At 48.2% G+C, this 21938-nt stretch carries 19 protein-coding genes; 3 read left to right on the plus strand and 16 right to left on the minus strand.

Annotated features, from left to right (window positions below; genetic code table 11):
* The gene (locus INP79_RS11055) at window positions 1–483 is read left to right on the plus strand and encodes a flagella synthesis protein FlgN (protein ID WP_370583258.1); all 483 of its coding nucleotides are present in this window, start codon (window positions 1–3) and stop codon (window positions 481–483) included.
* Between the two features lie 78 nt (window positions 484–561).
* Here INP79_RS11055 and INP79_RS11060 read toward each other — a convergent pair whose 3' ends face one another.
* The 14 genes from INP79_RS11060 to INP79_RS11125 all read right to left on the minus strand — a co-directional run bounded on the left by INP79_RS11060 (window position 562) and on the right by INP79_RS11125 (window position 17248).
* Window positions 562–2484, minus strand: a complete 1923-nt coding sequence (locus tag INP79_RS11060; protein ID WP_194754309.1) for an ATP-binding cassette domain-containing protein — start codon at window positions 2482–2484, stop codon at window positions 562–564.
* Window positions 2485–2577: 93 nt separating this feature from the next.
* Window positions 2578–4419: a nucleoside-diphosphate sugar epimerase/dehydratase gene (locus INP79_RS11065; protein ID WP_228519882.1), complete on the minus strand. Its 1842-nt coding sequence runs from the start codon at window positions 4417–4419 to the stop codon at window positions 2578–2580.
* A gap of 95 nt (window positions 4420–4514) precedes the next feature.
* A complete protein-coding gene (locus INP79_RS11070) occupies window positions 4515–5084 on the minus strand; it encodes a sugar transferase (RefSeq protein ID WP_194754311.1) in 570 nt (189 codons plus the stop codon).
* The gene (locus tag INP79_RS11075) at window positions 5081–6238 is read right to left on the minus strand and encodes a glycosyltransferase (protein WP_194754312.1); all 1158 of its coding nucleotides are present in this window, start codon (window positions 6236–6238) and stop codon (window positions 5081–5083) included. The genes INP79_RS11070 and INP79_RS11075 overlap by 4 nt, the downstream gene beginning before the upstream one ends.
* Complete coding sequence (locus INP79_RS11080) at window positions 6214–7020, minus strand: glycosyltransferase family A protein (protein ID WP_194754313.1); 807 nt, start codon at window positions 7018–7020, stop codon at window positions 6214–6216. Before INP79_RS11080 ends, INP79_RS11075 begins: the two co-directional genes overlap by 25 nt.
* Before the next feature lie 12 nt (window positions 7021–7032).
* Window positions 7033–7968 (minus strand): NAD-dependent epimerase/dehydratase family protein, encoded by a 936-nt coding sequence (locus INP79_RS11085; protein ID WP_194754314.1) that lies wholly within the window; start codon window positions 7966–7968, stop codon window positions 7033–7035.
* A gap of 7 nt (window positions 7969–7975) precedes the next feature.
* Complete coding sequence (locus tag INP79_RS11090; RefSeq protein WP_194754315.1) at window positions 7976–8848, minus strand: alpha-1,2-fucosyltransferase; 873 nt, start codon at window positions 8846–8848, stop codon at window positions 7976–7978.
* Window positions 8849–8859: 11 nt separating this feature from the next.
* Window positions 8860–10323, minus strand: a complete 1464-nt coding sequence (locus INP79_RS11095) for a lipopolysaccharide biosynthesis protein (RefSeq protein WP_370583259.1) — start codon at window positions 10321–10323, stop codon at window positions 8860–8862.
* Complete coding sequence (locus tag INP79_RS11100) at window positions 10283–11314, minus strand: glycosyltransferase family 10 domain-containing protein (protein WP_194754317.1); 1032 nt, start codon at window positions 11312–11314, stop codon at window positions 10283–10285. The genes INP79_RS11095 and INP79_RS11100 overlap by 41 nt, the downstream gene beginning before the upstream one ends.
* A gap of 47 nt (window positions 11315–11361) precedes the next feature.
* The gene (locus INP79_RS15590) at window positions 11362–11970 is read right to left on the minus strand and encodes a CatB-related O-acetyltransferase (RefSeq protein WP_194754318.1); all 609 of its coding nucleotides are present in this window, start codon (window positions 11968–11970) and stop codon (window positions 11362–11364) included.
* On the minus strand, window positions 11958–13124 hold the full coding sequence (locus tag INP79_RS11110; protein WP_194754319.1) for a DegT/DnrJ/EryC1/StrS aminotransferase family protein: 1167 nt from the start codon (window positions 13122–13124) through the stop codon (window positions 11958–11960). The genes INP79_RS15590 and INP79_RS11110 overlap by 13 nt, the downstream gene beginning before the upstream one ends.
* Window positions 13124–14044, minus strand: a complete 921-nt coding sequence (locus tag INP79_RS11115) for a GDP-L-fucose synthase (protein WP_194754320.1) — start codon at window positions 14042–14044, stop codon at window positions 13124–13126. Before INP79_RS11115 ends, INP79_RS11110 begins: the two co-directional genes overlap by 1 nt.
* A 7-nt stretch (window positions 14045–14051) precedes the next feature.
* Window positions 14052–15140, minus strand: coding sequence for a GDP-mannose 4,6-dehydratase (gene gmd, locus INP79_RS11120; RefSeq protein WP_194754321.1), 1089 nt, complete (start codon window positions 15138–15140; stop codon window positions 14052–14054).
* An 80-nt stretch (window positions 15141–15220) separates the two neighbouring features.
* The gene (locus INP79_RS11125) at window positions 15221–17248 is read right to left on the minus strand and encodes a UvrD-helicase domain-containing protein (protein ID WP_194754322.1); all 2028 of its coding nucleotides are present in this window, start codon (window positions 17246–17248) and stop codon (window positions 15221–15223) included.
* A 204-nt stretch (window positions 17249–17452) separates the two neighbouring features.
* Between INP79_RS11125 and INP79_RS11130 the strand changes: the two genes are divergently transcribed.
* On the plus strand, window positions 17453–18643 hold the full coding sequence (locus INP79_RS11130) for a GGDEF domain-containing protein (protein ID WP_228519886.1): 1191 nt from the start codon (window positions 17453–17455) through the stop codon (window positions 18641–18643).
* Between the two features lie 16 nt (window positions 18644–18659).
* Here INP79_RS11130 and ylqF read toward each other — a convergent pair whose 3' ends face one another.
* Window positions 18660–19601, minus strand: a complete 942-nt coding sequence (gene ylqF / locus INP79_RS11135; protein ID WP_194754323.1) for a ribosome biogenesis GTPase YlqF — start codon at window positions 19599–19601, stop codon at window positions 18660–18662.
* Window positions 19602–19772: 171 nt separating this feature from the next.
* On the minus strand, window positions 19773–20840 hold the full coding sequence (locus INP79_RS11140; RefSeq protein ID WP_194754324.1) for a YdiY family protein: 1068 nt from the start codon (window positions 20838–20840) through the stop codon (window positions 19773–19775).
* Between the two features lie 224 nt (window positions 20841–21064).
* On the opposite strand from INP79_RS11140, the gene INP79_RS11145 reads away from it, so the two are divergent.
* A complete protein-coding gene (locus tag INP79_RS11145) occupies window positions 21065–21898 on the plus strand; it encodes an SAM-dependent methyltransferase (RefSeq protein ID WP_194754325.1) in 834 nt (277 codons plus the stop codon).
* The last annotated feature ends 40 nt before the right edge of the window (window positions 21899–21938 follow it).

Raw genomic sequence — 21938 nt, forward strand, 5'->3', positions numbered from 1 at the left:
ATGATGGCGACTGCAACGCATTTATCTTCTTCTCCAGTAACGTTTGAAAAAGACGCCGCACTGGTTTCAGAACTTTTGAATGATTTGCAGTCTGAACAGTCCGCTTTGGTCAGCGCGGACCTGGATGTGATTGAGCGCATGGTAGATAAACGTGTTGAACTGCTACAAGCATTAGGTGCCGCCGCTAATTCACGTTATGACGCACTGGCCGCGGCCGGTTTTGAGCCAAATGAACAAGGCATGTCTGCCTGGTTGCAAACACAGTCTAGCCCATTGCTGGATTCCGCCTGGGTGACTTTCCAGCAACAACTGGTACAGGCCAAAGAACTGAATCGCCTGAATGGCATCCTGATCAACAAGAATTTCATACGTAACCAGGAAAAACTGGATGCATTGAACGGCAAGAGCTCTGCCCCGCAGTTTTATGGTAAGAATGGTCAAGCCCATAGAGCCAACGCCAGCCGCAGTGGTTTTTCAGTGTAAACACGCTTCATACGATTAAAAACACAACAGCCGAAGAGAATCTCTTCGGCTGTTGTGTTTTAAGGCTCTAGAAATGGCTTAAGCCAGGTTTTCCAACGCTTCCCAGCGCGCGAGTTTTTCCAGGATCAACAATTCAATGTCGTCCAGCCTGTCTTGCAACTGTTTGACCTGCTCAGGCGCCTGTTTATAAATATCACCTTGGGCAAACTGGGTCTGGATTTCGGCTTGCTCTTGTTCCAACTGCTCAATCTCTGCCGGCAACGCTTCCAGCTCACGCTGTTCTTTAAAGCTCAATGTTTTTCGGGGTGTGATCTTAGGTGCGGGTGTGTTTGCTACTGGCGCGGCCACAGATACTTTGGGCGTAGGCGCTGATTTGCTAATACTCGGTTTGCTGGCACGATCCTGGGTAAATCTTAACCAGTCATCGTAGCCACCACCAAATTCGGTTAGTTTGCCTTGCCCTTCAAAAGCAATCACTTGCGTGACGGTGTTTTCTAAAAACGCCCGATCATGGCTGACGAGGAAAAGGGTGCCTGAATAATCCTGTAATAGCGTCTCCAATAATTCCAGCGTATCAATATCTAGGTCATTGGTAGGTTCATCTAATACCAGGACATTGGCAGGGCGCGCAAACAGGCGCGCTAGCAGTAAACGGTTGCGTTCACCACCGGAAAGGGATTTCACTGGTGAGCGTGAGCGTTGTGGTGGAAACAGGAAGTCTTCCAGATAACTGATCACATGTTTACGTTCATTGCCGATTTCAACAAAGTCCGAACCAGGGCTAATGGTGTCGGCTAATGTGGCTTCTTCATCTAATTGCTCACGCATCTGGTCAAAATAAGCGACATTGATTTTTGTGCCGCGCTGAATCTCGCCACTATCTGCTTCAATGTCACCTAAGATCAGTTTCAATAACGTGGATTTCCCAATGCCGTTGGGCCCTAATAAACCGATTTTATCGCCACGCAAAATACGGGTACTGAAGCCTTTGATTAAGGTTTTGTCACCATAAGACTTATAGACCTGATCAAGCTCTGCCACCAGTTTCCCGCTACGTTCTCCAGCATCCAGGTTGAGTTTGACATCGCCCTGGCGCTCGCGTCTGGCTGCACGGTCTAAACGTAGCGCTTCCAGTCTTCTTACGCGTCCTTCATTACGTGTACGGCGTGCTTTAATGCCTTGGCGGATCCAGACTTCTTCCTGTGCCAGGAATTTGTCGAACTTGGCGGCATGGGTTTCTTCGACGGCGAGCAGCTCTTCTTTTTTAACTTGATATTGGGAAAAATTGCCTACAAAGTCTGTCAGATTGCCGCGGTCCAGCTCGGTAATACGTGTGGCCAGCTTGTCCAGAAAGCGACGGTCATGGGTAATGAACAACACACTGCCATTAAACCCTAGTAACAAATCTTCCAGCCACTCGATGGCTTCCAGGTCTAAATGGTTGGTTGGCTCATCCAATAGTAAAACTTCAGGCTCCGCAACAAGCGCCCGGCCAAGCGCTACGCGTTTACGCCAGCCACCAGAAAGTGTAGAGATCAGGACATCTGCATCCAGCTTTAAGCGGCTAAGCACAGTTTCGACACGTGATTGCGCTACCCATCCATTTTGCGCATCCATTTCATGCTGTAATGCCTGCATGCGCTCCATCAGCGCCTCAATATTGGCATCCGGCAGGCCCATGTCATGGGTCACTTGATGGTAGTCAATGATGGTTTGCTGCAAGCTGCCCAAGCCTTCTGCCACCGCTTCAAATACGGTGTGTGCCTTATCCAGCTCAGGCTCTTGTGGCACATAGACCACGCGTACATTTGGTGCCCGCCATACAGTGCCGTCATCCAGTTTGATGGTACCGGCAATGGCTTTCAGTAAACTGGATTTACCGGCACCATTGCGGCCAATCAAACCGACGCGCTCGCCTGGGTCTAACTGGAAAGAGGCTTGGGCAAGCAAGGCATGATGGCCAAATGCCAGGCTGGCATTATCAAGCGTAATATGAGGCATAAAGGGGGATGTGGCAGAGGTTGTTGAATCGATTCGATATTGTAAACGACATCAAACCATACACTACGCTTAATGCGTAAATAAAAGAATCACTCAGTGTATCTGCTGTGAAGGCGAGGGCAGGGTATCTAGCGATAACGCACCGCCGCGTAGGGAAACATCAGGTGCCGGGCGGGTATCAGGTTGATATTCTTCTACCCAGCGCTGCAAGTCTTGCTTGATTTGTGCTTCTTGCAAGTGTGGAATATTGCTTAACCAATCCAGCAGATTGGCCAACCAAAGCGCATCTGCACTGCGTGCTTGCGCAATGCGTAATTTTTCATGGCTGGTGGGCAAGGTACTTTCATCATCTGCTAGCAGTTCTTCATATAGTTTTTCACCCGGGCGCAAGCCGGTAAACTCTATGCGAATATCCTGCTCTTGCAGGCCTGATAATTTAATCATATCGCGTGCCAAGTCGATAATTCTGACCGGTGTGCCCATGTCCAGCACAAACACCTCGCCGCCATTACCCATGGTGGCTGCCTGCAACACTAATTGCGCCGCCTCGGGGATAGACATAAAGTAGCGTGTGATTTCTGGGTGGGTAATGGTAATCGGGCCGCCATGGGCAATCTGCTCACGGAACTTGGGAATCACACTACCGCTACTGCCCAATACGTTGCCAAAACGCACCGTGATAAAACGCGTGCGGCTATTCTCGCCATGCTGCAATCCCTGGCAAATCAGCTCCGCCAGCCGTTTGCTGGCACCCATCACATTGGTGGGGTTCACGGCTTTATCGGTTGAAACCAGCACAAACGTTGGGACACCCGCCGCCTGGCAAGCTGACGCAATCTGGTAGGTGCCATGGGCGTTATTCTGCAAGGCCTCCACCACATTAAAATGCTCCATCATCGGCACGTGCTTGTAAGCGCCAGCATGCAACACCACATCAGGTTGATGGCTTTGCAAAATACGCTGAATACGCGTCTGGTTTTTCACATCTGCCACCAGGTACACCAGCTCGGTATCCGTCACCCACTGGCTAAATTCCTGTTGCAGGGTATAAAGCGCATATTCAGAAATATCCAGGCAAATTAACTGCGTCGGGTGAAAGCTCAATATCTGGCGGCATAACTCAGAACCTATCGAGCCCGCAGCACCAGACACCAGCACCACTTTGTTCGCTAGCATACTGCTCAGACCATGCGTGTCTAACTGCACCACATCGCGCCCTAGCAAATCCTCCACATCAATCTTGCGAATCTGAGACAAACTGATGCGGCCACTGATCAGGTCCGACATCGCAGGCAAAGTTAACACCTCCATGCCCTCGACTTTACGCGCCGCTTCAACAGCCAGGCGACGCTTTTCATGACGACTCCCCGGCATCGCAATCATGCAATGCTGGCAACCATGCCGTGCCGCAATCTGCGCCATATCTTCCAACCCACCCTCGACCTTGGTGTGCATAATCTCGCGCCCAACCAGTTTGTTACTAGGGTCAACCATCGCCACGACACGCCACTCAGGGTTCTTGCTCAACTCTTTAATCAGGCTAAACGAAGCGTCTTCAACGCCAATCACAATCACAGGCTTGCCTTGCAAGGCAATGCCATTGAATAAACGACGTTCCTTCCATGCTCGGTAAATAAAACGGCTACCGCCCATGGCTAGTGTCAATAACATGGGGTGAAGAATAAGTACAGAACGTGGAATGATAATGGAGGGATGCACCAATAAGGCATATGATGCACTCAGTAGTGCTGCAAAACCAATTGCACGCATAATACGCTTCAAGTCAGGCAGGCTGGCAAATCGCCATACACCTTTGTACAGGCCAAATGTATAAAAAGAAATCGCGTGGAATATAAAAATGACAGGCAGGCTTTGCCAGATATAGTGCTTGAATTCAACAGGGATTTGAAAATTAAAACGCAACGAAAATGCCATCCACCATGCAGCTATGACAATAGTGGCGTCATGTATGAACGCTAATAAGGATAAGAGTCGGCCAGGAATTCTAAGCATATTGATTGCTGTGATGATCAATGAGTGATGTTATCACGTTTGATCACTTTGACAGCAGTCATGCAAACTATCCTAATATCCAACCATAACGATTTATGACTTAGATAGTAAGCGTCCAAAGCAACTTTTTGCGGGATCGGGATTTCATCGCGGCCATTAACTTGTGCCCAACCGGTGATGCCGGGTTGCAGAGTGTGTACGCGATGCGACGTTCGTAGCGTGATTAGATCGTCCTGGTTGAATAATGCAGGTCGCGGGCCTACTATAGACATGTCTCCTTTAAGTACGCTCCATAATTGCGGCAACTCATCCAGGCTGGTCTTGCGAATAAAGCTACCTACAGGTGTCAGGTAACTGCCGGATTGTGTCTGTTGCTGCATGAGGTGGGTAGCAAGCTGTGGAGTGCCTACCTGCATGGAGCGAAATTTAGGCATATTAAATAGCTTGTTATGTTTGCCTACTCTCTGGCTCCAGTAAAGTGCTGGTCCAGAGGAGGTCATTTTGACCAGCAATAGGGTCAAAATGATCAGCGGCAATAACAACAGTGATGCAGAGAGTGATAATACGATATCAAACAGGCGTTTCATGATTCTTGGTGTAGATGTTGTTGATAAAAAGTCAGCCACGCATGAGTGATGAGTCGACTGTCAAAGGAGTGTTGTACTCGCGCAAGCGCCTGCTGCCCTAGTGTTTGCCTTAAGGCAGTATCGTGGACCAGTACTTGCAGTTTCTCATGAATGTCTCCCACTTGTCTGGGTGCATGTAATAGGCCTGTATGTCCATCCACCAATGCGTCGGTGATGCCATAGATATTAGAGGCTAGGCTTGGTATGGCACAAGCAGCGGCTTCTATAATTACAACACCAAATCCCTCTCGATAACTTGGTAAGCAAAGGACGTCAGCAGCATTCATATAGTCGGCAGGCTGATTTGTTTCAGGCTGAATGTGCAATAGATGTCTTTTGTGCATGAGTTGTTGCGAAATTACTGACAGTAGTTTGTGTTCATCAGGACCCACAATCAGCAGATGTACATCCAATTGAGGCATCTGCGCATAAGCATTGACTAAGTCAAGAAGGCCTTTGTCACGATTCAAGCGACCAATAAATAGCAGTACTACGGCGCTCTTAGGAATTCCCAAGCGCTGCCTTATAGCATGTCTTTTATCTTTATCTGGGGAGAAACGTTTCAAATCAACGCCGGCAATTGATCCCTCATTGAATACGATTGCTTTACCTGCATCGATGATATTGTGTTGCAGTAGAAAGTTCTTTTCTGACTTACTGACAATGGTCAAATGTGTAGCTAGTTTAGCGACCAGCTTATCCAGCGTGATCAATAACCAGCGCATAAACCCGCGTTGAGTAATCCATACCTCTCCCTGAAAAGTATGCACCCGCATTGGTCGTCGTGTAAACCAGCCTGCTAGCATGGTCAATAAACCTGCCTTAGGCGTGACGGAATGCACTGCATCGTAGCGTTGGCTAGCAAATAGCCACATCAGTTTGAGTAGGCACAAAACGTCAAACAGTGGATGTATCTCGCGTCTGATAGCTATTGGAATTAGAGTGATATTCAGATCGAGATCAGCTAGCAGTTGCTTGTTTTGTGTATTAACTACCAGCGACACATCAAACTGTTTTGACAGCATATGTAGATGCTCACGCATAAACGCTTTGACGGCAAATTCAGCAGTTAAAACAAAACAGATCTTTTTCATACTAGCGATTGTTTCATCCATGTCTGCAACACTTTGATGTTTCTTGCAAAAAATACTGCAGTGGCTGGCAGTAAATGACAGGGGTTAGACTGCAGAAAGTAACGGCATTGTAGTTGATAGACAGCAAAGTAAGTGCCCCACAATTTGCGGATATTGACTCTGTCGCGGACTCGATAGTGCAGCAGAACCTCGTTTAGACAGGCAAACGTGCTCTGTGCATGGGTGCGCAGGAGCAACTCTTGGTCCTCACAAAAGTAGGGCGCCGGGGTAGCATAGCGGTATGTTCTGAACCAGCTGGTTTTTCCCATCCAGGTCGGATGTGGCATGTAGATGCTGCGCCATGGTTTATTGCATAGAGACGTGTGCTCCAATTCGTAAGGTAGGCTGCCATTAACCTGCCCTTGACCATCAATCGTGTTCACGCGGGTAGATAGTAGGTCTACATCCGGATGTTTTTGCAAATAGGCAACTTGCTTTTCAAAGCGGCGTGGTAAGGCGACATCGTCCTGATCCATACGGGCAAAAAATGTGCCTTGTGCCAGATCTATACATTCATTTAGTCGCGCGGCCAGACCGTAATTATTGCCATCATTGAACAAGTGTATTCTTGGGTCATCCAGTATCCCGATCTGCCGCAGGTTTGCGATGGCATGATCCGTCGAGCCGTCATCGATTATCAGTAACTCCCAATATGGATAACTTTGCTGGAGGAGAGATTTGATCGCTTCAGCAAGCAAAGGTCCGGCATTGTAAATTGGCATGCCTATGCTAATAAGAGGTGGTGTGTGTGTAGACATTTGCATGAAGAGTTCATTTTATAGGAACAGGTTATCTATAGTCATTGATAGGCCTTGCTCCAGTGACACAAGCGGCTCCCACCCTGTGTGGTGATTGAGTTTAGCGTAGTCAAGTACATTACATTTGACATCGAATGGTCTACTAGGTACGTATTCCACGTGAAGGGGGGCATGATGCTTTACTCGCAGTAACGTATTGATGTAGTTGATCAACTCCAAGTTGTTATAACCGATGCCGGTACCTATGTTATAGCACTCGTTGGCACGGCCAGCGGTGAGTGTGGACACGATTGCATTGGCAAGGTCAGTGATGTAAATGTAATCCCTCACTGAACCGTTGAGACCAAATATTTTGATTGCTTTGCCCAAGCGGGCAGACGCAATAGCTGTTGCGACAAAGCCCTGGCCCTTAAACGGGGTTTGACCTATACCATAGGCGTTGCCGGGACGGACCACCATATATTCGAGCCCGTGAGTGACACTATACAAGTTGGCGTAATTTTCTAGTGTCAATTTGGTTAGTCCATATGGTGAGATCGGATGTTTGGGATGTACCTCTGAAATAGGGATGTAACAAGCTTCGCCATAGACAGTGCCACCGGACGAGACTAGCAGCAGCCTCTTGCCCAGCTTTGCAGTTTCAAGAAACAATTGTACGGAAGGAGTCAAATTTTCTTGTAAGTCCGTTAGCGGATTTTCAAACGAAGTGTTAGGAACTGAGGCGTAAGCCAGATGTACTATTTCGTCATGTGCTGCTATCAGGGGGGAAATAAATGCCAGATCACCAAAGTTACCTTGATGATAGGCAATTGAGGCATCTAACAATGGGTTTTTATTGGGCGATCTGCTCACCACGGAGACGCTGCGTTGCGTTGCATGTAATGCTTGTGCCAGCGCGGCGCCAATAAAGCCATTGCCACCGATTAACAGTGTTTTTTTTAAGTGTGACTGCATGGTGTGACTATATTTTTATCCAGTTTTCCGGAATTAGGTCCTTTGATGAGCGGCCATTTACAAACCATTCTCGTGGAGAAATGACAATTTTTGCCTGATTTTCATTGAGCCAAGCCCCCCACCAGCTAAATGTGCTATTAGCAATAATATTGTGTTTGCATAGGCTCATTAGCTGCATGTCCACGTAATTCTGGTCGCCAGTGTTATGTGAAACAAAGCTGTGTATATCATAATCCGCAAAAGTTTCTTTGGCCCAAGCAATATCATCAGAAAAAATAAAATATCTAGGATTGCGGACGTTGGCGTTTATATGTGCCATCGCAGCGCGATAGTAGTCCATGTCGCATTGGTAATAAATCGATTGATTCACGGTTTGAGATACATAGTCTCCGCGACGTATATGAAGGCTCACTGCCACACTTTCGGCGATCTCATTTGCAAGGGCTTGGTTAGCTGGAGATTTCAAAGGTGGAAAATTAAAATCTGCGCGAATTTGATTAGCATAATTGGAAAAGTAACGCTCCGACTGCCAGTAGCCATCTAGATAGACATTATTTGGTAGTGCCGGAAATTGTTGCCAGTAATGCTCTGAAGGCTCGAAAATGATGGGCTGGCTCAGTTGGGGAGTATTCAGCTTTCTTAGAATTTTCTTACACATGGGATGTGTGCGAAAGCCAATTAAGTGTTTCATTGTGGCAGGCTCAATTGGCCGACATACAGCTGGAAATAGACGCATCAGCAATAGAGGGTGTAGGCTATACCCGTCGAAGTCTGCGGTATCGAGAAAAAGTCCGGTCTGATGCTGTAAGGCGAGTGCTTTGCCTGCAGCATATTGAAACATCTGATTGCCCAGACCGCCAATGACATTCGAAATAATCATAATTTATACGTTTAAATTCTTGTTTTCAAAAGTGCATGTACGTGATGATTGTTGCGAAAGAGGTAACTGCAGTAAATCATGAACAGCATCCCTTCAAGACAAAGAACCATGGTTGCATAGCCAATACTGGGTCTGAGTAATGGTTTTAAGACTAAATTGATGATAACCATGCATAGTGGCAATGCTATCAGGTATAAGTCTATATGAAACGCTATATGGTTGAACATGGATTTAAACATGGCTGCAAATAACAGTGCTCCTGAAGCAACGAGAAGCAGGGCAAGATAAATGACTGGCCAATCCATGATTGCGCTGATTAGGCTACTGGCCAAGACCAATCCCCCTCCCACTACATATGGAGTAATATTGTCACTCGTGTTTTTTGTTACTTGGGTAGCTTGTGAAAGTAGGGCTGAAATCACACGAAAGAATTCGAATATAAAAGCGAACGGTAGCAGCCAAGACATAGCTTGATAGGCTTGGTGTCCAGAAACTAGCGGTAATACTAAATCTGCGCCCATGATAAAGAGAGCAAGCAAAAAAAGGTAAATGGGTAATACCGCATTTACCAGATGACAAAAGGCCTTTGCAGGCATGTCCGATGCGCTTACAGACAGCGTCCGGTAAAAGTAGGGATAAATAAACTGGGTCATCAGTGCCTCAAAAACGGCCCAAATTTGTGATGCAAAAATATATGCAAAGGCAAATGTGCCTAGTATCTCGGCACCCCAAAACCACTCGATCACAAAGCGATAGCTCGTTGTGTAAAACCATAATAGCGCTGCGGAGACTGCCAATGGTGCACAATAATGACGCAGGATTTGTTTGTTCATAAAGGGTTGAGTTGGCTGTAGCTGCGGGCCTAAAATCTGACCTAAGGCGATCCATGCCAGCCCGCTTCCGATCACGCAGCCTATAATTGAACCTGCAAACCACATGCTGCCAGTGTCGTGAATTTTGCATAGTATGACTGCTGACATTAGCGTGCACAATGATGTGATGAACTCCAGACATACCGCTTGTAGTCGTTGTCCAAGCATGTTTAGCATTGGCACCAGTGTTGCGTTCCATGTACCGCTTAGAACTACCAGCCCCATCATCACGGACGTCCATACAATTGGCTCTTTAAATATTGTGCCATGTAGCCATGACCAGATAACCAAGCTGATAGTTGCTATCACCGAAACAGCCAGGATATAACCCTGATATGCTTTTAAATACGAGCGTAGCGTGTGCTGGTCAAACCACTCGTGGGTGTGGCGATTGACGTGCTGTCCAACCGGACTGATTAGAAATAGACCAAAAAAGGCTCTAAATCCTGTGAGTAGTGCAAACAGGCCAAACTCAGCAGGGCTTAGCATGGTAGTCGCTATCCTCAGGGTTGCGAATGCGATTACGACTTGTGCAGCCCGCCCCAAAGCCAATAAGAGAAAGTCACGTGAGATGTTCAAGGTCTTTTGTAACCGTATCGACAATTGTATTTACGAAGGTTGCAGAGGAAAATTCTTGTGCCTTCTCACTTTGAAGAAAATGTACAATATTTCTTTGGTACTCTATGTATTCCATCTCTGTGATTGTGTTTAGGAAAACATACATCTCTGCCGTGTCTTTGAATTGCTTGCGATTTATGAAGCAGTTCGCTGGAATGTACTGTGTAATATTTGATGCCCCCCAATACACCGGAACACAACCATAGAAGAAACTATCGAATATTTTTTCGGTAATGTAACCTGGTAAGTCAGCGACATTTTCATAGCAAATATTGAATTTTGTTGTTAATAAAGCGTCGCTTTTTCGGTTCAATTTACCCTTGTATATTTGCAGCTTTTTGAAAGGCCACACCGACTTGAGTTTTTTAAAAAAGACACGCAATATTTTTCCAGTAAGCCCATGACCAAGCATTGGTAGATCCCAATCGGTTCCATAAAGGTTTAGCGCATCTTTGGCATGTTTCTCAAACCATTTAATTGTTTTAATACGTTCCACGTAAAGATCACGTTTGTCTGTGCGAGCTAGCGATTTATTGCCCGCTATCAGGCAACAAAGTTGGTGCCTTTGCTGCCAGCCATCAATGTCTGGGATGCGTATTTGCTGGGGATAATTGATTTTTATGAACTGGTTGCCATCGACCAGATCGTCTCGCCAAGTGAATACCTTGTTATATTGTTGCCATAAAGTTGGCTTTGCATTGAGTGGTTTGATTAAGTGTGACTCAAGCATCAGAAGGTAACTGTTGATTGCATGAGTAGTTGGCCTGCAGTCAAGATGTAGTTCGAAGTCAGCATGAGCGAGATTAATGAACTTGTCGGCAGTATCTAGGCTGATCTTGTGAGTAGCAAAGGCCTCTTTGAGGCTGATCCAACTTTTAAATCCATCGTCCCTATTTAGCGGATTGTTTAGGTCAAAGATGGCGTTGTCGCTGAATCCTTGAATATCGATACTTCCTTTGTAATTTTGGTTGTCCATGTGGAGTGACTAATTTTGATATTTGAGCCTAACCCTTAGTGAAGTTTTCAAGCGGTAACGTTTTGGTGTTCTAGTTGTTTAAAGATAACTGCGGCCTGTTCTAGAGACTGCTCCCACCATTTTGATGCCAGTATTTGCTGTTGTTTTGCTTCGCTAAACCGATATCTCAAGATTCTTGCTGGTACTCCTGCAACGATGGCAAATGGTGGAACATCTCGGGTAACTACTGCGTTGGCAGCAATTACAGCACCTACACCGACTTTAACGCCTCTAAGGATGATGGCATCTACGCCAATCCAAACATCGCTTTCGATAAGGCACTCTTCACGTGTAAGCTCTTGCCAAGGGTCGGCATAAAATAATGATGAGGTTGAAATGCGATTCAAGTGGTGTTCGCCATGACCAATTGAAACATTGTTTGCGATGGAGCAAAATCGCCCAATAGTACTCCTGGTTATGAAGCTACTTTTTCCAATATAAGTATAACTTCCAATGCTTGAGCTTGCATCGATTACCACATCCTTCATGGTGCTGATAAACCATGCATGTTTAATTGCTTGCGGAGCAATCCAGCAGCTTCTGATGTTACATTTTCTGGACAGGTTCGCCCAAAGTGCAAATCCAGAATTGATTATGCCTCTGGCTAGATAGCGCATAATGTGTGAATCGCCTCGTCAATCTTATAATGATGGTTACCAATAAATAGGCCATGCTGATCGATATGTTCTGCATTTTTTAGTTGGCCATGCACTGTTGCATCGAAGTATTTGACGACTTCGTTTTTGGCAAAGTTACCTGCCACAATCGGTCTACACTCAAAGCCTAGCGTGTTTAATCGCTCAATTAGTGTTTTACGAGTCCATTGGCTGCCAGGGCGAATCACTAGGCTAAAACCAAACCAGCTGCTTTCTCCAATTTCTTTCTGTATCATGATGTCTGGATGGTCTGATAGTGTGGTTTGTAGCAGTTTTGCATTTTCCCTTCTGGCTTTAACCAGGCTTGGTAGTTTTTCAACCTGATACAGGCCGATGGCGCCAGAAAGCTCTAGGGGGCGCAGGTTGTAGCCTGGTAATACGAATCGGAATGACTCTTCAAATGGGTCATCGCTCTTTTCGCTGCAAACAAGATTATGTTTTGGCAGGTTACGTGTCCATCCATGTGCACGCAGTGAAAGCATGATTTGGTAAAGCTCTTCGTCGTCGGTGACGACCAAGCCACCTTCCATGGTAGAGATATGATGGCTGAAGAACGAACTATAAGTGCCCATTAGGCCAAAAGTGCCGGCTTGTTTGCCTTCGAAGGTTGCTCCCATGGATTCACAATTGTCTTCCAGCAACAGGATGTTTTTACCTTTTGTGATCTGTTGTATGCGCTTAAAGTCATTGGGGTTGCCCAGCAGGTTTACTGCCAGGATGGCGCGTGTGTTTTCAGTAATCGCCGATTCCAGCTGTTCCAGATCAAGGTTCAGTGTTTCCAGGTCGATATCGACAAATTTCAGTTTCAGGCCGTATTGGTATAAAGGGTAATAAGTGGTGCTCCAAGAGACCGCTGGCACGATCACTTCATCACCACGTTTCAGCTGGTAGGCTGGGTTTTGGCTATAGAACAGTGCAGCGATCATGATCAGATTGGCGGAGGAGCCGGAGTTGACCATAATGGCATACTTGCTGCCTGTGAATGCGGCAAACTGTTCTTCGAATGCTTTGACGTGGCTGCCCATGGTGAACATGCCAGAGTCGATCACGCGGTGCATGGCCGCGATTTCCTTCTCATCCCAAGTGGTGGTTGCGAGAGGGTATTTAAACGACATTATTGCTGTTCCTTCAGATAAAAGTGATAGGTGCTGGCGATACCTTGCTTGAGTGAGTGAGTAGGCTGCCAGCCCCAGGCCGTTTGCTTGTCGACATTGACCAGTTTGCGCGCCATGCCCACAGGCTTACTTAAGTCATGTACGAAGGTACCTTCATAGCCGATGACTTCGGCTGTTGCTTCATAGTATTCGTTGATTGTATAGTCATAGCCGAGGCCGACATTCATCAGCGCTGGCAATGAAGAAAATCGACCAATGGCGGAAACTATGAGCTGTGCCAAATCGCCGGCATACATGAATTCGCGTCTTGCCTCGCCTGTGCCCCATATTTCAACGGTTTTATCGCCATGCTGTTTGGCTAGGTGGATTTTGTGGATGATAGCTGGAATTAGGTGTGAATGTTTGGGATCAAACTTGTCGTACTTCCCATACAGGTTGCAGGGTATTAGCGTCTTGTAATTAAAATCCGGATTTTCCCGCTGAATGTATTCCCCCAAACGCGCCGTGACAATCTTGGCTAGTGCGTAACCCTCATTGGTCGGCTCCAACTCACCGGTTAGAATCATTTCTTCCGTTAGTGGTTCCTGATGGTTTCTGGGATACATACAGGAACTTCCCAGATTTAGCACTTGTTTTACACCGTTTTCCAGGCAGGCCATGAGCAGGTTGCGGCCCATGTCAAGGTTGTTGACCAGAAAGCTAACAGGTTCACGGATATTTGCCTGTATGCCGCCTACCATGCCGGCGGCATGTATGACTAACTCCGGTTTGAGCTCGGTAATCATTTGACGGGTTTGGGGATAGTCAAGCAGGTTCATCTGTTGACTTGTTGGTGCAAACCATTCGATGGATGTGTCGGCAAAGGCATCAATCAGATTTTTGCCAACTAGCCCGCTGCCGCCAGTAAGTAAAATACGCATGACTGATTTATTCGAAATAATTTTGCACCACGTAGCCGTGTTTTTTTACTAACTCGTCGCGTTCTGCAATACGTAAGTCCTCTCTCACCATTTCTGCGACCAGGTCTGCAAACGGAATTTTAGGAGTCCAGCCTAACTTTTCTCTGGCTTTAGAGGCATCACCCAATAGGGTCTCTACTTCAGTTGGGCGGAAGTAGCGAGGATCCACTTGGACGATACATTTTCCTTGCTGGTCATAGCCTTTTTCATCAATGCCCGCGCCTTGCCACTGAATGTTTATACCAAGTTCTGTGGCAGCCGCATCGACAAAGTCGCGCACACTGAATTGCACACCAGTAGCAATAACAAAATCTTCAGCGGCCTCCTGTTGTAGCATCAGCCACTGCATCTCGACATAATCCTTGGCGTGTCCCCAGTCACGTTTGGCATCCAAATTGCCTAGGTAGAGGGAGTCCTGCAAGCCGAGTTTTATACGAGCAAGAGCACGTGTGATTTTGCGTGTGACAAAGGTTTCGCCTCGGATAGGGCTTTCGTGGTTGAAGAGAATACCGTTACAGGCATAGATACCGTAAGCTTCACGATAGTTGACCGTGATCCAGTAGGCGTATAACTTGGCTACGGCATATGGGCTTCGTGGATAGAAGGGAGTGGTTTCCTTTTGCGGGGTTTCTTGTACCAGGCCATACAATTCGGAAGTCGACGCCTGATAAAACCTGGTTTTCTTGGTTAATCCCAGAATGCGAATTGCTTCTAGGATTCGCAATGCTCCGAGGGCATCTGAATTGGCTGTATATTCTGGCTCTTCAAATGAAACGGCGACATGGCTTTGAGCAGCTAGGTTGTAAATTTCATCTGGCTGAACTTTCTGGATGATACGGGTCAGGCTGGAGGAGTCTGTCATGTCTCCATGATGTAAGTAAAAAGGCTTGCCTTCTGCATGCGGGTCATGAAACAAGTGATCTACACGTGCTGTGTTAAATAATGATGAACGTCTTTTAATGCCATGGACAATATAGCCCTTGTTAAGCAGCAGTTCTGCCAGATAGGCGCCATCTTGACCAGTTACGCCCGTGATCAATGCAACTTTTTGTGTCATTTTAGCCAGTATGTAAGTCAGTAAATGTAGAATTATAGCATGAGGAAAAAGCAGTACCGGGCTGGACCTGTCAGTCATTTTTATGTGGGCTTGCTAGCCAGCATCGCCTTAATATTCGCCATCTTGCTCTTGCCATAGTCTTTGCTCAAGACCTGATCTGGCCCGTTAAACGGGTTGCCGAAGTGTTTGACGTCGTCTTTGGGCAGTTCGGCGATAAAGCGGCTGGGTTCACAGGCTTGCATTTCGCCAGCGCGTTTGCGTTTTTTACACCAGGTGATATTGAGTGATTTTTGCGCGCGCGTGATGCCTACGTACATGAGGCGGCGTTCTTCTTCGATTTGGTCGGCGTCGATTGAGTTGGTGTGCGGCAAGATGCCTTCTTCGCAGCCGATTAAGAAGACGTGGCCGTACTCCAGGCCTTTGGAAGCGTGCAGGGTGGAGAGTTTGACTGCATCGGGTTCGCTGTCTTCGCGGCCTTCGAGCATGGTGATGAGCGAAACCATTTGTGTGAGTTCGAGCAGGTTTTTGCCTTCGGACTCATTGCCGTATTCTGTGGAGCCTTCGCCTTTTTTGCTGAGCCAAGAGACAAATTCGATGACGTTGCCCCAGCGTGTTTCGGCTGCGCGCGCTTCTTCGCCGTCATACAAATAGGTTTCGTATTGAATGGCAGTTAGCAGGTCGTTGAGCACTTCGTTGGCAGGGTCTTTGACGGCGCGGCCTTGTAGCGTCTGGATGTAGCGGCAGAAGGTGAGCAGGTCTTCGAGCTGTTTGGCGCCGACGTCGTGCTGAAAACCACCTTCAAAGGCGGCAGCAAATAGCGACATTTTATGCGCGCTGGCGTATTCACCCAGACGCTCCAGCGTGGTATTGCCTATGCCTTTTTTGGGCGTGGTTGCAGCACGGATGAACGCAGGATCGTCATCTTCATTGGCGACCAGGCGCAGGTAGCTGATGATGTCCTTGATTTCGGTTTTGTCGAAAAACGAGGAGCCGCCAGAGATTGTGTAGGGGATTTTGTGGTTGCGCAAAAACTTTTCAATGATGCGCGCCTGGTGGTTGCTGCGGTAGAGAATCGCATAATCTTTGTAGGTGGTGCGATGCTCGAATTTGTGCGCCTGCAATTTCATGACCACGGTTTCGGCTTCGTGTTCTTCGCTTTGTGTGGCGGTGACATGTAATAGCTCGCCGGTGCCAAGTTCGCTCCACAGTTTTTTCTCAAACAATTTTGGGTTGTTGGCAATCACCTGGTTGGCTGCGCGCAAAATACGCACGGTGGAGCGGTAGTTTTGCTCCAGTTTAATCACCTTGAGTTTTGAAAAGTCTGTGGTGAGCTGGCGCAGGTTTTCTACGTCGGCGCCACGCCAGCCGTAAATCGCCTGGTCATCATCGCCTACGGCGGTAAATTGACCGCGCAGACCGGTGAGCTGCTTAATTAGCTTGTACTGGCAGGCGTTGGTGTCCTGGTATTCGTCAATCAGCAGGTAGTGCAGTTTACGTTGCCATTTATCCAGCATCTCGCTGTGCTGGTCAAAGAGTTCAACCGGGACCTTGATCAGGTCGTCAAAGTCCACTGCCTGGTAGGCACGCAGGGTTTGCTGGTAAAGCTGGTAAACACGGGCTGCGGCATGCGCCATTTCTTCATCCGCCAGCGCTTTTGCCTGGTCAGGGCTGACAAACGCGTTTTTCCAGCTGGAAATCTGCCATTGGGTTTTGCGCAGCAATTGCTTGTCTGTCGTGGCGAGAATGTCGCTCAGGATTTTAAAGCTGTCTGACGCATCTAGAATCGAGAATTGTGGCTTGTAGCCCAGTAGTGCCGCCTCCTGGCGCAGGATCTGCAGGCCCAGTGAGTGAAACGTGGTCACGGTCAGGCCTTTGCCACTTTTGCCTTCCAGCAGCGGCGTGACGCGCTCCTGCATTTCGCGCGCAGCCTTGTTGGTAAAGGTGATGGCGGCAATCTGGGTGCCTTTATAGCCCGCCTGGTTAATCAGGTAGGCAATTTTTTGCGTGATGACACGTGTTTTACCACTACCGGCACCGGCTAACACTAGTAGAGGGCCGTCAAGGTAGTGAATTGCTTCGCGCTGTGGGGGATTCAGTAGATGCTGCATGGGACTTCAGGGGTTTGTGCTAAACAACAAAAGCGGATTAGGAATTAGCCTGTATGGACTATTTAACCCCTTCATTTATATGGGTATAGTCGCTCAACCATAGTATTATGTTTTTCAGGTAAACAAACTTTGTCCGCCCCTGTGTTTGATCTCAACAGTGTCATTCTATCATCAATTGGACTTACCTTTACGCTGGTTCTGGTCTTGTTGATCTTTGGCGCCCATCAGCAACGCAGCCTGATTATGCATTGGGTACGCGGCCTGTTGGTCTTAGGCGCCGGGCTCTGTGTTTACTTTCTGTCGCAAACCTCTTTGATACTCGGCCCGCAAAGCGTTTACGTGGCCGCTTCAGTCACCATTATTGCGCTTGGCATCAGCCTGTTTGTGAACGGTATCCGCTTGTTCAGGGGCTACCGGGTGTATCGTTATTGGGCTTTGCTGGTGGTGACCACCTTGCTGGCCTGTAATGCGGTGATGCTGAATATGCACGCGCCAAGCCGGTGGGTATTGCTCAGCAACCTGTTGGTGTTGATGTGGGTGTTTGGTTACGGCAGTCGCAGCCTGGTCGGCCATGGCAAAGACTTTGTCGCGCACGTATTCTGGCTATGTTGCAGTCTGTTTGCGCTGGTCAGCTTGATGCTGGCTTTTTTAGCGGTGAAGGTGATCTTGAGTGAGCAGGAGAGTTTGCAGTCGTTTTCACAGTGGGGCATCCATGCTTATATGATGAGTGCTACCTTGCTGGTGATGACAATCGTCACCAGTTTGTTGCTGCTGGTGATGCATGTGCGTGCGCAGGCCGGACTGCAAGCCATCGCCACGCTGGATGGCCTCACTGGCGTCTTGAACCGTCGCGGCCTGCAAGAAGCCGCCACGCGTATGCAGGCAGTTTCGCAGCGCATACGCCTGCCGATGGGTATGCTGATTGTTGACCTGGACTACTTTAAAAAGGTCAATGATGTGTATGGACACCTGGTGGGGGACGTGGTGTTAAAAGCGTGCGCAGGCACCATACGTGCCGCTTTGCGTGGTGGCGATGTGATCGGCCGCTATGGCGGTGAAGAGTTTTGTATTTTAATGCCGAACACCGGCGAACATGAGGCAATGATCTTGGCGGAGCGTATCCGCCGTATTATTGAGGTGACACCGGTGAGTATTGCGGGCGTGGAAAGCATGAGCAGTGATACACAGGCCATCAAGTGTACGGTCAGTGTTGGCTCTGTCAGTTCCGAAACCGTCGGTTATGGCCTGGAAGGCTTGTTTGCGGGGGCGGACCAGAATCTTTACAAAGCCAAGCAGAATGGCCGTAACCGCATTGCCAGCAATATTGATCAGCTACTTAATCAACCACCCGAGGCAGGTAAGCCTGCCAAGCGGCATGCCAGTCTGATTGCCTAAGTATTTTCGTAAACGGTTATACGCTATCTGGCTCAGGCGTAGCCTGGTCTTCTTTTGCTTTTTTCGCTGCCGCAGCCTGTTCTGCGGCCAGCGCCAGCATCTCAGCCCGGCTTTGTGGCGATTCCAGGCTGACACGGCCAATGGCACCACTGCGGTAGTCGGTCAGCAAGGCCATGGCAGTGCGCTCCATATCCCATTCGCCATCATTACGTTTGTAAGTGCGGCGCTTGGCAATGGCTTGCAACAGGTCTATGCCATCCATGGTGGCAACATCCAGCTTCATCACCTCCAGTTTGTAGCGCGTATTCATCAACGCCGGGTACTGTTTTAATAGCAGGTTGCCCAGAAACTCGGCCACATCTTCATCAATCACGGCGTTACGGCCAATGGCGTGGCTGGCCGCCAGCAAGTAACCGTCAGATTCATGCTCGATTTTTGGCCACATCATGCCCGGCGTGTCGGTGATGTTCTGGCTATCATTTAAATCAAAGCGCTGCTGGCTTTTGGTCACAGCAGGTTCATCACCTACTTTGGCCGCGCGGCGGTTAAGCAGGGCGTTCATCAGGGTGGATTTGCCGACGTTGGGAATGCCCATGATCATCATGCGCAACGGTTTTAACGGCGTGCCACGATGTGACGCTAGTTGGCGGCACAAGCCCGGGATCTTTTTTGCATCGCCAGGCTTTTTACACGACAGCGCGACCGCCTTGGTATTAGGTTGTTTATTAAAGTAATTCAACCAGGCTTGGGTGACTTGCGGGTCAGCCAGGTCGGCTTTGTTGAGGATCTTGAGGTTAGGGCGCTGGCGAAAGTTGCGCATTTCCTCAATCATGGGGTTGTGGCTGGCGGCAGGTACGCGTGCGTCCAGCACTTCAATCACGACGTCGATATGCTCCAGTGTTTCCTCTGCCTTTTTGCGGGCAGAAGTCATGTGTCCCGGAAACCATTGTATCGCCATATTTTTGCTCCATCTTCAACTCAAAAAATACGGTATCAATGTCCCTTGCCGTACCCCGCATTGTTTTATGCCATGATGCTCTACAAAAGAGATTCAAAGACAGTTAAAACAATGAAGCGCTTATTTTAACATTTAAGCAGCCACTCCTTACAGGTTGCAGCGATCTCCTTGCTATTTCCAGCTATAGCCCAGCGTAAACAGTGCACGCGTATCGCCTTTTACACGGTCATCGACCGGGCGGCTGTCGTAGTTGTAGTCTAGTTGTGTAGACGCACTCAAGCCGAAAATAAACGGGAAGCGCAGGCCGGTTGAGCTGTAAACCAGGATTTGTGAGGGATCTCTAGGCGTGTATAACACTTCGTGACGATGAAAGGCCTGTACAAAGGAGTCAAACAGGTATTGGTTATAGTTCACCGCCCAACGCAATGCGGCATGGCTGTCGTCGCTCTCTTCGTAATAATCCTGCTTAATCAGTGACACACCGCCTTCCACAGACAGGTTAAGCTTTTCACCTTCAAAAATCTGGTAACCCGTACCCACACCGTAGGTGCTGCGTAGCTTGATATCCCTGAAACGGTCTTTTTCCTGAATGGTGTTGAGGTAGCTAAACCATTTTTTTGTGAAAAAGTGGTCATACTGGCCGCGCACGCGCGCGTTGTTTTGTGTTTGCTGGTCGTTATCCTCAGCCCAGTAGTAATAGCCTTGTACCGTATAACGATTATCCAGGCCGCGTAACACTGACTCGCCGTTAAATTGCATGTTGCGGTTGGTACTGTTGCCATTGTTAAACGCGCCGCCCAGGCTCAGGTTGCCGGTCCAGACATAGCCTTCACCGATCAGGTCGCGCGTCGGGTTGATGTAATGTATTTCGTCGAGCTCGGTATCGACCAGCGGCGTGCTGGTTTCTTCATCGAGGATGACCTGGCCTTCGTCTGAATGCACCAGTCGGCCATTGACGATGCTGCCATCCATCAGTTGCATCAACATCGGTTTGTCAGCATCTATGCTGTGAATGTCATTCCAGTTGATTTTCACTTCATCTGCGTAACTGGTTTTGACCGTGAGCTTGTTAGAGACTTTGACGCCTATGGTGCCGGTTATTTTGTCACCGTTTTTTAGCCATACCGTATCAGCAAAGGCTGCGTTGGTGAACAGTGAATAAATCGCCAGCACTGAAAAAGCAGGCTTTATTGTTCTGTGTAAATTAAAAAAAGCCATGCCGGCAGAATCATGTGACATACATACTCCCTGATACGATTGAACAACAGCGCTGGATGTAGCGAATTGAAACAGCGCGCATGTGCGTCGCTGCAGCAGTGATAACCGGCTTGATGGCCATTGTCTATCGACTGCTTATAGTCATGATTCCTGAACCATGCCGAGAGTTCCCGAATGTTGGCAGTCATGGCAACAGCAGCCATTGCTGTTAAACTTACAGCTTATATTTTAAAGCAGCATGACGCATGGTCAAAACTCAATTGCCTCCCGAAGTCAAATCCGGCCAATCCCTGCCGTTATTGCAGGCGCTCCATATTCTGACGCGCGACGGCAAACTCAATCAGGATAGCCGCCGTAAACTCAAGCAGGTCTACCACCTGGTTAATTTTATCGAGCCCCTGATGCAGACAGTGATGGATAAACAGTCGCAGCCAGTGCTGGTTGACCATGGGGCAGGCAAGTCTTATCTGGGATTTATTCTTTACGACCTGTTACTCAAGCAGCATGCTGGTGGACAGGTGATTGGTATTGAAAGCCGTGGTGAGTTGATAGATAAATCACGCCAACTGGCGCAAGAGTGCGGCTTTGACCGTATGCAGTTTGAGCATTTAACCGTGGCTGAGGCCATGCAGTCGCAGCAACTGCCTGAAACCGTAGATATTGTCACGGCCTTGCATGCCTGCAATACGGCGACAGATGATGCGATCCAGTTCGGTTTGCAAAAGCAGGCGCAATTTATGGTGCTGGTGCCTTGCTGCCAGGCAGAAGTGGCCGAGGTCATGCGTCAGCACAAGGCTGAAACGCTGGCCCAGACTTTTCTCAGTGAATTGTGGCGGCATCCTATCCATACGCGTGAGTTTGGCAGCCAGGTGACCAATGTGTTGCGCTGCCTGGAACTGGAAGCGCACGGCTACCAGGTGACGGTGACTGAGCTGGTGGGCTGGGAGCACTCAATGAAAAACGAGCTCATCATTGCCAAATATACTGGCCAGCGCAAACGCAGTGCACGCGAGCGCGGACAACAGTTGCTGGAACAACTGAATTTGACCAGCCTCTCCGCGCGCTTTAACTTTCAGTAAATAAGTCTCTCCGCATATAAAAAAACTTCTGACACTGGGG

The sequence above is a fragment of the Methylophilus sp. QUAN genome, assembly GCF_015354445.1.
Lineage (GTDB): Bacteria > Pseudomonadota > Gammaproteobacteria > Burkholderiales > Methylophilaceae > Methylophilus.